We start from the raw sequence: 14,312 nt of genomic DNA, 5'->3' as shown, positions 1-14,312 counted from the left end.
GTATCTTAAGGTGCACCCAAAAAACAATATGGCAAACATACAATTCAAAGCGCTTCCATCCAATAGTCCGAGTCTTTTTCCTGAGAATATTTTAGACCGTATCCCCTTGAACCATCCGGTTCGTTTGGTGAGTCAGGTTGTTGACCAGTTGGATCTGGAACATATCATCCGTCAGTATAAAGGCGGAGGCACGACCAGTTTCCATCCCAGGATGCTCATCAAGGTACTGTTCTACGCGTATCTGAGCAATATCTATTCTTGCCGCAAGATCGAGCGCGCCCTGCACGAGAACATCCATTTCATGTGGCTTTCGGGCAACAGTACGCCGGATTACCGTACGATCAATTATTTCAGGGGAAAGCGTCTTAAGGAACAGATACAGGAGCTGTTTGCCAGTATCGTTCGGATGCTGCATGACATGGAGTATGTCAGCCTGAAAGTCCAGTATGTAGATGGTACCAAGATCGAATCGGCCGCCGGTCGCTATACCTTCGTTTGGAAGAGATCGATCGAGAAGAACAAGGTAAAGCTGGAGGCGAACATCGCTTCGGTCCTTTCGGATATCGATGCACAGATCAGCCAGGACCAATCTTCATTAGGGGATCAGCAAGTCAGCAAGGCCATCGATAGTGCCCAGCTGAAGGAAAAGATCAGAGCGATCAATGCCAAGCTCAAAGGAGTGGATAGATCCACCGATAGGCAGCTGAGGAAGCTTGAAGACGACTATCTGCCCCGATTGCAGAAATATGAGGAGCAACTGGAAGTACTGGGAGATCGCAACAGTTATAGCAAGACCGATACCGATGCCGTGTTTATGCGGATGAAAGAGGACCACATGAAAAATGGCCAGCTTAAACCGGCCTACAATACCCAGATCAGCACCGAAGACCAGTTCATCACCCATTATAGCATCCATCAAACGGCCGCAGATACCACAACCCTGCCCGAACACCTGGAAGGCTTTGAGTCCCATTACGGAAAACAGAGTGAATCCATCGTCGCAGATGCCGGATATGGTAGCGAGCAGAACTACGAGCTGATGGAAGGACAGGGTATAACCGCTTTTGTGAAGTACAATTACTTCCATATGGAACAGAAGCGCAAGCATAAACAGGATCCTTTCTCGGTACAGAACCTATATTACAACCAGCAGGATGACTATTATGTATGTCCGGCCGGACAGAAGCTCAGCTTTATCGGTCATGCAACCAGAGTCAGTGCCAACGGATACACTGCCCGGGTCAGCTGTTACCAGGCTCGGCGATGCGAAGGCTGCCCGATGCGGAGTGGGTGCCATAAAGCTACAGGCGATCGGCTCATTGAAGTGAACCACAGGCTCAATAAGCTCAAGGCTAAAGCCCGGGAAAGACTGCTGTCGGAAGAGGGAATGTACCATCGGAGCAAGCGACCCATAGAAGTGGAAGCCGTTTTCGGCCAGATGAAAAGCAACAACAGGTTTACCCGGTTCACAATGAAAGGTCTGGAGAAGGTCGCTGTGGAATTCGGTTTGATGGCCATTGCCCATAACCTCAGAAAATGGGCAAAAAAGTGGAAAGACAAAGCTTTTATCGGTAAACCAGGTGGCAAAAACTCCCTGTTTGCGATAAATCAAGCCATCAACATGCTGAAAAGTACAAAACATCGACTTGCAGCCTAATATTGCTCATGAAATTATAATGGAGCTCCAGAAAGCTATAAAACAGAAGAAGGTGCCTTTTTAGACCACCTTCTTTTTTTATTATCAACATGATACCAAACCCCGCTAGGGGTTTTCTCGCCGTGGCAGGTGTCCCCACCTGCCACTGAAAAAATGCCAATGGCCTTAACTTTTCTTAACTTAATGAGATTGCCCACTAGGGGTGTGACTATCATCCAAACAATTTTCTAAACCCAAATTTTGTATCTTAGAAAAGCTATTTTGTATTTATGGATGCTTACAATATCATTGTATTAATAATAATTTTTGTTGGAGGTATTACCCTGGGCCTTTTTGTTTGGAAAAAAGTCGGCAATAAAAAAATCATAAACCCAGAAATTCCAGATGTGGCACTAATTAAAAATGTTCTACATGAAAAAGTTTCATTCTTCAATAAACTAGACCTACAGCAACAAGAAACTTTTATAAATAGAGTTTCTTATTTTTTGCATACCACCAAGATTTCTCCAGAAAAAGGAGCAGTCGTAAATGATGAACATAAAATATTGATTGCTGCCAGCGCAACAATTCCACTGTTCCACTTTCAGAATTGGTCATATGAGAATCTGGATGAAGTACTAGTCTATCCAGGCACGTTCAATGAAAAATACAATACTGAAGAAGATAAAAGAAATATCTTGGGAATGGTAGGAGATGGTGCAATGCACAGGAAAATGATTATTTCGCTCCCTGCATTGATGTCTGGATTTAATCATGATGGCGATTACAACACCGCTATACATGAATTTGTACATCTAATCGATAAAGCCGATGGAGAAGTAGATGGAGTCCCAGAATATCTGATCCCCAAAGAGTTAATCCAACCCTGGCTCGAAGAAATGGAATCTACAATTGCCGCAATAAGAAGAGATAAATCCGATATCAGAGATTATGCCGCTACCAATCCAGCGGAATTTTTAGCAGTCGTCTCAGAATATTTCTTTCAAAAACCTAAAATGCTCAAGGAAGATCATCCCGAGCTTTATGATATGTTGAATGAAATCTATAACGGAAACAAAGATGAATTAAAATAAACCATATAGCTAATGGTCTGTTAATCATTATAAAAACTAATTGACATGGAATATAGAAATATTGGAGATAGCGAAATAAATGCTTCTGTCATAGCATTTGGTGCTTGGGCAGCAGGAGGTTGGATGTGGGGTTCAACTGACCGTAAAGATGCTGTTGAAGCAATAGTTGCCGCTTATGAAGTTGGTGTTACTACAATCGATACCGCACCTATTTATGGACAAGGAGCAAGTGAAGAAATCGTAGGTGAAGCATTAAAAGATATCCCAAGGGACAAAACCCAAATCCTAACAAAATATGGGATGCGCTGGGATTTGGAAAAAGGTGATTTCGCTTTCCATAGCAAGAAAAACAATGGCGAAGAAATTGAAATCTATAAGTATGCTGGGAAAGAAAGCATCATATACGAATGTGAACAGAGTTTAAAAAGATTGGGGACAGATTACATCGACCTTTATCAAATCCATTGGCCAGATTCGACAACACCATTAGACGAAACCTTTGAGGCTGTAGTCCAATTGATGGAGCAAGGTAAAGTAAGATATGCAGGTGTTTGTAATTACAATGCCCAACTAATGGCAGAAGCTGAAAAAACTGTACCGCTTGTTTCTAACCAGATCCCATTTAGTATGGTCAACAGGGGAGTAGAAGAAGAAACAATACCATACTGTATTAAACACAACAAGGCAGTACTTGCATATAGTCCTCTAGAACGTGGCTTGTTGACAGGAAAGATAAAACCGGGATATGAGTTCCAAGAAGGGGATCATAGGGCATCACATCCACACTTTCAACCTGACTTTATCGAAAGAACCAATGTGCTCCTTGAAAGAATCAAACCCTTAGCAGATGACAAAGCTGTAACCCTGGCTCAATTGGTGCTGAGATGGACAATTGAAAGACCCGGCATAACCATTGCCCTTGCAGGAGCAAGAAATGCTCACCAGTCAGTCCAAAACGCAAAAGCAATGGACTTCGACATCAGCCAAGAAGAAATAGATTTTATTAATGCCGTCGTAGACGCCTTTTAGAATCTTTAGATATGAGATGTGAGATATGAGATATGAGACACCTTTCCAATGTCTTATGTCTTATGTCTTATGTCTATCGATTTATATCTAGCTTACATCCCTCAAAACCAAAATCTTGCCCTCAGGGCTGAATTCAAATATTGATTTCCCTTCCAATTTGATCTTATCCCCTGTTTTTAAAACTCTCGGAGATATCAATTGCCAAAGTAGCTACATAGTCAATGGTCACTTCAGTGCTGTTCTCATGATGTGTAATGGAAGTAATTTTCTGTTGACGCTGTGAAAATAAGGATTTAGCCTGCTCCGCCTGATGAATAAAGTCAGGTTTGCCAATTAGGCTATCTGTTACATTGCCATTGGATATATTTTCAAACTTGATATTATCATCTAAATCTGCAGTCATTTTTTCTATGTCAAAGCTATTGTAGCCAGCAATATAATTTTCGATAATCTCTTCTCTACTTTTCATGAATATTCTCCTCAGATATGGTGGAAAAATAAAGATAAGGTAAATATCTTTTAATCTTTGACTTATACATTCTTTACGGAATTTTCAAGCCAAGGATGATTATTAAATAAATGTTAAGGTTAAAAATCCCGGAAAATCCCTATTATTTATGAGGCTTAAATTTGTAATTTGCTTAAAGATTTGTTCCGATAATGATTTCAGAATTGGTTGTTTAAAATAAGATAGATGAATTACGAAGAATTAGAGCAGTTGTTTTATGCCGGAGAATTAGATTTATGTATTAAAGAAGGTGAAGAATATTTATTAGACCATCCAGAAGATACCGATGCCTTATTTCTTATGGCGGTGGCGCATCATGATAGAGCATATGAAGAAGGACATGAGGCAGCCTATGATGCCATTAAACAGTTTGTAATACCCTACTTGAAGAGGGTATTGAAATATGAACCTAATAATTCTCGAGTATTGTACAATATTTTGAATTATCCACTCGGTAATCAATACACACTTGAGCAGATAGCGAGACCTAGAAAACACCTAACTGAAACTAATAAAGAAGAATACCTCGATTATGCCCATCGATTAATGCAAGATCCATTGAATCGGGTGTATGGTCATGATTTTAAAATCAAGATTTATGAAATATTGGACAATAATGAAGATCTATTAAAGAGCTTAGACGAAGCTATGGCACTTTTTGAAATAGAATTCAAAGATAGTCGAGATCTAAGAGATCGAAATATTTCAATCTGTTGGATGAAAAAAATCTATTTATTGGATCGAACAAATATGCTGGATAAATCTGACTTAATTCATCTTATTGATTCAGGTATTTACAATTTCGTGAGCCCGCATGACATGGAATATCTAGATCTTGCCGAAATTGCTTTCGAAGGAAATGCTTGGGATGTTGCACTGAAAGTGCTGCTCAAATTGATCAAAGGTGATAATCATAGTCAGGAAGTAATCGATGCTTATGGAAAATGGCATAAAAGGTTTAATGAGCAAATCGAACTCGGATATCAAAACTCAGAAGTATTCTATTACCAATTAATAATCGAACGTAATTATCCTGAAGTACTGGGTGTGCCTGAAGATTTTTATTACCATCATGGGCTGGAGATCAAGGATAAGTTTCCAAATAATTTCGCCGCCAGCCATTTCGTAGGTACATACTTATATGAAATGGGAGATTTTGATGAGGCATATATAGTTTTAAAGAATGGAGTGTCGGTAAATCCAGATGTTACGACCTGGAGAAGAATGGTAGAGTCACAGTTTTTATCGACAGGGCTGGTAGAACAGGATGTACCACAGTTTTCAAGTTTGCCACGCGATATCTATAATGAAGGGGTGAACCTAGATGACTTTCTAAAGAACATGGCCGATGATTCGATTAAGGAAAGTCTGAGAACCTTGGATGCTAAAATCTATCAACAATCCCTTGATTCTTTCAGAAAGTATTTTGAAGAATTTAAATATGAAAGTGACTTCTATGGAGATGAACATTGTTGGGCTATGTGCTGTAACAATCTAAGCATCGTATATACTGCTCTGGGAAGATTTGATGAAGCAATTTCGGTAGCTCAAGAAGGATTGAACCATTCTGACTTCTCTGAACTCCACCATAGCTTAATTGATGCTTTACTGCAAAAAGAAGACTACCAGGAAGCTCAACATGCACTCGAAAATTATTTCAGTTTATATGATGAACAAACAGCATCATTTTATAGACACCTACAACACAGAGCGGATTGGGTAAATGTTAGCCATAAGCTGGGAAATGCGGAAGATGTAAATAAAGATGCTGAAGAATTATTGTTCCAGATTTATGAGCATTATCAAGAAAACCCAGATATATCGGATTATGACTTCAGAGATTTTGAAGCCGCCAAGAACACCGTGGAAGGAGTGTTGTATCAGGAAAATGAACATCGGTCAGCTCAGGAAAGGAAAGATTATTACTTAGGGCTCGCCGAAAAATATCCTGATGAAGCAAACCCTCAATTCAACTTAATGCAAGCTTTCAATGAATTGGAAGACTATCAAAATGTAAATAAATCTGCAAGGTTGTATCTCGAAAATAAACAGTCCTTTCTTTTAAATAGCTTCGATAAAGCAAAAACAATCTATATGATTGTGAAAAGTCATTTTCTAGTTACCCAACTTCGGGAAGGGGCTGCAATGTTTACTGAATATAATGAATTCTGTTTTGAAGCTCTTGAACCATCAGAATATGTACTTTGGTTAAGTTATGGTATTAAATTATATGACAAATTAGACAACCTATCACAAGTCAATGCGCTAGTTGATCGATTTCAAGGAATTTATGCAGAAAAAGAATGGGCATATGATAGTTTGTCGGAAGAGGTACTGTTGTCAAAGGCTCATTGCAATTATGTAAACGGAAATCTAAAAGAAGCTCATAAGATATTAAATTACGTTCTATCCTATGATGATCACAATCCGATTGCCGAAGATTTTAAACAAAATTGGAAAAAGCCAGGACTCTTCTCAAAATTCAGGTTTTAAGTTACATTTAATATTTTAAAATTAATAATTATTTAAATTAAATTAATAAAAATTTTATATTTATTTTTGCGAAATTAATGATGAATTTAAGTATATAAATCATTGAGAGCCCCTTTAAATAAAGGAGCATATGACATGTTGTTAATATCTTAAATTTTTAGAATTAATTTTTAATTTAATAAATCAATTGTTAATGAATAATTCTGAACTATCAAAGGTGATCGACATTATGAGATTGCCTTTGATATTCTTTGTGATAATTGCTCATCTGGTTCCGTTCACATTACCGGTTGTACATTTTCCCAGCAATGCCAATGCACTCTATACATTGATCTCTGAAACTTTTTCCCATCACCTGGCGAAACTTTCCGTAAGGTGCTATTTCTTGGTTTCTGGCTATTATTTCTTCAATAGGTATAAAGATGACTTATTAGCATTCTTGAAAAGGCAGTTTAAGAGTAGGTTTAGAACTCTGCTGATTCCGTATGTTGTTTGGAATGTATTGACAGTAATTGCTGTGTTTTTCAAAAATTATACTTTCAATTATTTAGGGATGCCATTGGATGACCATGTTTCAATATTGGAAAAGGGAAATCTGTACAATATTTTTTGGGGTTTGCCCGCCAATTTTCCCCTTTGGTATATCAGGGACCTGCTCTGTATGATAGTCTTGTCACCATTGATTTATTTTTTTATAAAATATTTAAAACGATATGGAATAATCATTCTGGCTGTTTTGTACGTTGGAAGTTTTGATACCAATGTGCCAGGGTTGAGTTTAACGGCAATTTTCTTCTTTTCTTTAGGAGCTTACTTCTCAATCGAGAAAAAAGATATTTTATACGTATTCAATAAGATTAAAAGTCCTGCTTATCTTTTAATGATTTGCTTTCTTGTTTTATCATTAGCAAATAATGGTCAGCAATATCAAGAATATTTTTTACGAATATTTATTTTAACTGGTGTAGTGTCCATTTTCAACCTTTTTTCTTATCTAAGTGAGCGGTTCGCTGTAATGAATTTATTGCAAGGATTCAGTTCACTTTCTTTTTTTATATATGTTGTCCATGAAATATATATCATCAATTGGTTAAAGGGGTATTTCTATGGATTGACGATGTATGAAAATGGCGGGGGAAAGATCTTAATCTATTTTGCAATCCCATTCTTATGCCTGGCAATTTGCGCTGGGTTGTATTATTTATTGCTAAAAATAGCCCCAAAATTATTGGTGTTCTCCTTGGGAGGTAGGATGCCAAATTATAATAATAGGGAAAACGATCGTGAGAAAAGGATTGAAAGTCACCATTAGCTTTTCGTTCAATTGAAACTTCCGAAACCCTATTTCAAACATTCGCTAAAGAATAAACCTGGAAAAATTCGATAAGTTCTACAGATATCCTGTTTAGTATATCCGAATAAACTCTCTAATCCGGCACCAACGCCAGTTCTTGTCGAGCTTCATTTGACATGGACTAATTGGGTTTTCTCTAAAATAGGAGCCCATCTAATTGACTGTTGAGTGTCTGATTCAAAATTTATGAATATACCATAGGCTATTTGTAATCTGCAAAAAAGACTCCAATGAGTACTCTGGCTTTGGTAATATGAAAAATGGAATGATCAACCCAACATTTAACAAGTAGAGTTGTGAGGGGTTATTACAACTGAACTGAAATTAGTGCTTTCTCCTGAAAGTAACTCTCAGTTTTAATTACCAATACTTTAATCGAAAGTAAAAGGTGTGAGAAGACTTGGGCCGAGAAATGAATAAGTATGGTTGTAGGAATACCTGGTTTTAGGTAGTTTAAGATTAAAAATGTTCTTATATAATCAAAAGCAATGACAGTGGAATATTGAACCATAAATAAAACGTGAACGTGTTAAGGATGGTTTGAAAATAATATGGATTATGAATTTCTTTTAAATTTGTAGTGCTTATATATTGAACATTGTTTGGAGCTTAAATTGTGATTGATAAATGTCATTATTTACTCTGATGGCTGTCAATTGGATAATTAGGTAATCAGGTTACTTTTGTATGGGCAGAGCTCTTTAATAATTGTGTTTTGTTTATTGATTAATACCATAGGTTTAAATGAATATTTTAAATGTAATAACTGTAAGAAATTGGGTCATAATTTCACTGATCAACTTTTTTATAGTGGGCTGTTTGGGTTTGTTGATGCGTGTAAAATTTTTATATCCATTTTTTTGGATAGATCAAATGAACTTATTGCATTCTCACTCCCATTTTGCTTTTACGGGTTGGATAACAACCTCTTTGATTGTCTTCTTCTTTACTGCAGCTCGTGAAATAAATCACAGAGAAACTTTTACTCACCATCAACAGCTATTGCTATTGGCAAATCTACTTATATCCTATGGAATGTTAATAAGTTTCGCGATTTCGGGATATTCTGTACCTTCTATTGTCCTTTCTTTTCTATCTGTTGTAATCTCTTATTGGGTTGTATATTACGCTTGGAAATTATTGTCAAAATCCCATTTTACTAAAGGAATAAGATTGATATTTAAGGCTGCATTTGCATTCAATTTGATTTCGAGCCTAGGGACTTTCGCTCTTATTTTTCTAAAGGCCAGCCATAACCCAGATGTGTTTTTTCAAACCTCATCCATTAATTTTTATTTGCATTTTCAATATAATGGATGGTTCTTGTTTTGCTGTTTAGGGTTGTTCTTAGATTTTCTGTACAGGGAATACGAAAAGGAATATATCTCTGTTTCTATGATTCGATGCTATTTAATAACAGTCTTTCCAACCTATTTTCTATCTATTAATTGGTTAAGAGAATTTTCATCTCCGGTTTTGGTGCTCGTTTTTTTGGCTGTCATTGGACAGTTGGCAATATGGATAAAACTTATTTGGAAAATTTCCAGAGTAAATTCTTTTATTCACCATCAATACTTGAGTAAAATCTTGCAACTGGTTATTTCTTGTGTGGGTATGGGTTTAGTATTGAAGTTGACACTTCAAGGTATTTCATTATTACCTGGCATCAGTGAAATAGTATACGGATTTAGGCCTATTGTTGTAGCGTACCTTCATTTGGTTCTGCTAGTCGTGATTTCTATGTTTCTTGTTGTGTATTCTGTTTTAATCTTGGATAAAGTAGGGGTTGGTACTTTTAAATTAGGGATATGCGTGCTGTTGATAGGGGTTTGGCTGAATGAAGGAATCCTTGCAGTTCAAGGATTATCGGGTATCATGAAGTTAAATATCAATGGTTCACATCATGCCCTTTTAATCTTGTCGGCTTGTATGGTCTTTGGGATAGGAACAGTACTTTATAGCTGTTTTCAGAAAAAGTCAATGTCACTCCTCAATTAAAAAAGCGACAGTAATTTGTCGCTTCTAAATATTTAGTACAATCATAATTACCAATCGATATATCTTGTGCAATTATATTTTTTATCCATTGCTAATAATTTTACTGATATTTTTGGTAAACTTTTGCTTAACCTTATGCTGTTCCCATTTCAATTGTTTTATATTCACGCCAATTATAAGGGCTTTTAATTCTTTTTAATTTAATTTTTAAAACATTAGCATTGTTGATATCGAATTGAAAGGCTGTTATTATATCATACATAATTAGGATCAAAAATTAGGTTATCCATCCTTTTTTCAATCTTGATTTTAATAGAGTCTTCACAGTTAATATCACGAAATCTTGTGGCAAGGCCAAAAAAGCTCCTGATTTAGTCATTTTAATAAATTATAATTAATTATCTGAATTTTTGTAGGCCATTTTGATTAATTATATCAATTAGTTTACATTTTAAAAACAGAGTTTGCCTTCGACAAGGGAAAGAGAGATCTACGGTCCACATTTGGACTATTTAACTATCTTATAGGTCTCGGGGACCGTAAATGAAAAGGGTATATAAAATTATTTTCCCATATCCTGAGCAGACCAACTGGGCAAAAATCGCAAAAATGTCACGATATGCTCTTTGTAGACATCTTTATCAATAACAAAAAAAAATGCACCTTTTTTAGAATTTTCCCTGTCCTTTTCCTTGAGCTTGATTAATAGATTGGAAGATAAAAGCTTTCGATTGAAATTCCTTTTGTCTATGACAATTTCATAAACAGCTTCATAGAGATTGGAGATTTGAGGGAGTGTGAACTTCTCGGGTAACAATTCAAAAAGAATGGGGTACAATGCGGCTTTGCTTCTCAATAACCTCTTTGCGGTATTGATCATGTCAACATGGTCAAAGATCAATTCAGGATATTCGTCAATCGGAAACCATTTAGCTTTGAATTCTTGGCTGTTTATATGTTGATATTCTCTAATGTCTATCAACGCAAAATAACTGATGCTTACAACTCTGTCCATTTTCTCACGATGAGGTTTACCGAAAACTGCAGACTGCTCCATGTAAACATCCTGAAGTCCCGTCAGTTTAAAAAGAATTCTCGATGCTGCCCCATCAGGACTTTCATCGGGCTGGACAAAACCTCCCATCAAACTCCATTTGTTGATTTCGGGCTCGAACCCCCTCTTAATAAGTAATATCTGTAATGATTCACCATTGAATCCAAAAATAATGCAATCAACAGCAAGCAGTGTTTTAGGTTCATCTTTATAATGTTCCATGTATAGATTTAAAATTTAATTGATGTCCTAAAGTCATTTTGTCAACTTGAAGTTTAGACAAGTCCTTAATTTAATAAAAAAATATAAAATTCAATTGGTAGAGGATGTAAAATTTTAATGACCAGGTTATTTATTTTTTTTTAAACTTAAAAATTTATTTTTAAACAGTTCTATTTATTACTTTTAAACATGTCTGTAACAGGACAATTACATATATTAATTGTAAAACTTAATCGAATATGCTTTCTATTTTAAATATTAAATGTTAACTTGAATCTACAAGTTGTTGATTTAGAAATTGATTGCTTCTTTTATATCCAATCTCAGATATTACTTGAGACTTTCAATATAAATGAATTTATAATAACCATTTGTAAATAAAGAAAACCTTAAACCTAGAGCGTAAAGTGTTACTGCTCTAAAATAAATTAAAGTAACCGTATTGAGAATTTTTAATTACCGATTATAAAATAGTTTGTGTTTATAATGGGTAGGTTATTCGGATAATAAGGTGAATTTTAATCTTACTTGAGCTTAGTTATGATGTTCGGAAAACTGCATATTTCAAGAAATAAGCTGGTTGTAATAAGTTTACTTGTTGCAGGGTCCACATTTATTGCCATTCTATTTCCTCAATGTCAATCCAACGATTCCAATTCTGCGAGCAACTATAAATTGCCAAAATATGTGGATTATAATTATGATATAAAACCCATATTATCTGATAAATGCTATGCCTGCCATGGTCCTGACAACAATACTAGAGAGGCAGGACTCCGGCTGGATACCGAGGAGGGGGCATACAAGGCATTGGCCGAAAGTCCAGACAAGCACGCAATTGTTCCTGGCAAACCACATATTAGTGAGGCTTTCCTCAGGATTACATCAGAGGATGAATCTATTAAAATGCCACCTACTTCAGCAAATTTACCTTTGACAAATTATGAAATAGACCTCATTGGAAGATGGATTGAGCAAGGAGCAGTGTTTAAGCCGCATTGGGCATTTACCGCACCTGTAAAACCTGAAGTGCCAGTGAATGAGGATTCTGATTGGGGAAGTAATAGTATAGATAATTTTGTATTGGCAAAAATGGAGAATGCTGGTTTTGAACCGAATCCTCAAGCTGATAAAAACCGATTGCTAAGAAGAGTGAGCTTAGATTTAACTGGCCTCCCTCCTGATGAAAAATTAATGGACAAATTCCTGAATGATACTTCTGCAGCTGCTTACGAAAGATTGGTTGATGAATTGATTGCAAGCCCCGCATATGGAGAGCAAATGGCGCTACATTGGATGGATGTAGCAAGATATGCCGATTCTTACGGTTATCAAGACGATGATATCAGGACGCAATGGCCATGGAGGGATTGGGTTATCCATGCTTTCAATGAAAATATGCCATATGATCAATTTGTCACTTGGCAATTGGCTGGCGACTTGTTGCCAAACCCAAATAAAGAACAAATATTAGCCACCGCATTCAACAGAAACCATAAAATTACCGAAGAAGGTGGTGTGGTAGAAGAAGAATATCGGGTGGCATATGGCCTCGATAAAACAAATACCTATGCTAAAGGTATTCTAGGCATCACAATGGAATGTGCTCAATGCCATGACCACAAATATGATCCATTCACCCAAAAGAATTACTACGGCATGTATGCCTTTTTTAATAATTCAATGGAGAAAGGGTTGGAGGGCTTAGTAAATTCTGGTCCATCAAAAACTCCACGAATGACTGTCACGCAAGAAGATCTGAAAGGCATTTTAAATTTCATCAATAAATGGGATGACCAAGAAGAGGTTTCGGTTTCGGTAATGGGTGAAAGAGATAGTATCCGACCAACATATATTCTTGACAGAGGCCTTTACGATTCACCTACTGAAAGGGTTTATCCTCAAACCCCCGAGTCGGTTTTACCTTTTGATAGCACAAAATATGCATCCAATCGGCTTGGTCTAGCACAATGGACCTTCAGCAGTAAAAATCCACTGACAGCAAGAGTATTTGTGAATCAGATGTGGGCCATGGTATTTGGTCGGGGGTTGGTGGCTTCAGTAGCTGATTTTGGGAATCAAGGGGATTTGCCAAGCCATCCTGAATTATTGGACTGGTTGGCCGTAGATTTCCAAGCGAGTGGCTGGGATATTAAACGCTTCATGAAGCAGCTCGTCATGACTGAAACGTACAAACAGTCTTCGGAAATTAATAAAAAACATTTAGAAAAAGATCCCGAGAACATTTATTTGGCAAGGTCAAAGCGTATAAGACTGCCGGCCCAAATGATTAGGGATCAAGTTTTGGCAACTAGTGGGCTGTTGAACAGGACCATTGGCGGACCAAGTATAAAACCGTATCAACCGGATGGAATTTGGGAGGTGAGCAGTTCTGGACGTGGTGCTCTGGCACAATATGTTCAAGATCATGGCAAGGATCTTTATCGGAGGGGATTGTATGTGTTTATAAAATTGACCTTGCCGCCTCCCAATATGCTGATTTTTGATGCTAGTAACCGTGATGTCTGTGAGGTGCAAAGACAAAGGACCAACACCCCTTTGCAAGCATTGGTGATGATGAACGATCCTGCCATCTTGGAAGCCGCTCGTATCCATTCAGAAAACTTAATCTCCGATTCGCCCAATAAAGTCCAAAAAGACTATATACAGAAAGCATTCCGACAGGTGTTGTGCCGAAATGCATCCGAAAAAGAGCTTAATCTATTGGTAGAATATTATAACGAAGAATTGGATAGGTTCACTAAAAAAAGAGAGGATGCTTTAGCATTTCTGAAAGTCGGAGAAGCGCCAATAGATAACAATATTCCTCAGGAAAAATTGGCGGCATTAATGTCAGTAGTGCATGCCATCTATAATCTGGAGGAAACCTTGACGAAAGGATAAGATAAGTATTGCTGTATTAT

General features: G+C 36.8%; 8 protein-coding genes and 1 pseudogene. 7 read left to right on the top strand and 2 right to left on the bottom strand.

The genetic code is table 11. The features are described from left to right. Nucleotides 1-28: 28 nt before the first annotated feature. The 3 genes and pseudogenes from FGL31_RS20165 to FGL31_RS20155 form a co-directional block, all read left to right on the top strand. Nucleotides 29-1,549 (top strand): annotated as a pseudogene (locus FGL31_RS20165) (IS1182 family transposase); the annotation flags it as partial. A 377-nt stretch (nt 1,550-1,926) separates the two neighbouring features. Further along, nucleotides 1,927-2,730 (top strand): M90 family metallopeptidase, encoded by an 804-nt coding sequence (locus FGL31_RS20160; RefSeq protein WP_099370706.1) that lies wholly within the window; start codon nt 1,927-1,929, stop codon nt 2,728-2,730. A 45-nt stretch (nt 2,731-2,775) separates the two neighbouring features. Beyond that, nucleotides 2,776-3,759, top strand: coding sequence for an aldo/keto reductase (locus FGL31_RS20155; protein WP_138094020.1), 984 nt, complete (start codon nt 2,776-2,778; stop codon nt 3,757-3,759). 163 nt (nt 3,760-3,922) lie between these two features. Here FGL31_RS20155 and FGL31_RS20150 read toward each other — a convergent pair whose 3' ends face one another. Continuing rightward, nucleotides 3,923-4,228, bottom strand: coding sequence for a nuclear transport factor 2 family protein (locus tag FGL31_RS20150; RefSeq protein ID WP_197734335.1), 306 nt, complete (start codon nt 4,226-4,228; stop codon nt 3,923-3,925). 225 nt (nt 4,229-4,453) lie between these two features. Here FGL31_RS20150 and FGL31_RS20145 point away from each other — a divergent pair, with 225 nt between their 5' ends. From FGL31_RS20145 to FGL31_RS20135, 3 genes are all read left to right on the top strand, one after another. Beyond that, complete coding sequence (locus FGL31_RS20145) at nt 4,454-6,760, top strand: tetratricopeptide repeat protein (protein ID WP_138094018.1); 2,307 nt, start codon at nt 4,454-4,456, stop codon at nt 6,758-6,760. 193 nt (nt 6,761-6,953) lie between these two features. Next, entirely contained in the window at nt 6,954-8,072 is a 1,119-nt protein-coding gene (locus FGL31_RS20140) for an acyltransferase family protein (protein WP_138094016.1), read from the top strand. Nucleotides 8,073-8,858: 786 nt separating this feature from the next. Further along, nucleotides 8,859-10,112, top strand: a complete 1,254-nt coding sequence (locus FGL31_RS20135) for a hypothetical protein (protein ID WP_138094014.1) — start codon at nt 8,859-8,861, stop codon at nt 10,110-10,112. A 562-nt stretch (nt 10,113-10,674) separates the two neighbouring features. On the opposite strand, the gene FGL31_RS20130 is transcribed toward FGL31_RS20135, so the two are convergent. After that, a complete protein-coding gene (locus tag FGL31_RS20130; RefSeq protein ID WP_099370700.1) occupies nt 10,675-11,388 on the bottom strand; it encodes an NUDIX hydrolase in 714 nt (237 codons plus the stop codon). A 528-nt stretch (nt 11,389-11,916) separates the two neighbouring features. Between FGL31_RS20130 and FGL31_RS20125 the strand changes: the two genes are divergently transcribed. Further along, nucleotides 11,917-14,292: a PSD1 and planctomycete cytochrome C domain-containing protein gene (locus FGL31_RS20125; RefSeq protein ID WP_197734334.1), complete on the top strand. Its 2,376-nt coding sequence runs from the start codon at nt 11,917-11,919 to the stop codon at nt 14,290-14,292. The last annotated feature ends 20 nt before the right edge of the window (nt 14,293-14,312 follow it).

Origin of the sequence: Sphingobacterium daejeonense (assembly GCF_901472535.1) — a bacterium.
In the GTDB taxonomy this organism is placed as follows: Bacteria; Bacteroidota; Bacteroidia; order Sphingobacteriales; family Sphingobacteriaceae; genus Sphingobacterium; species Sphingobacterium daejeonense.
This window is presented reverse-complemented; position numbering and strand designations above follow the sequence as displayed.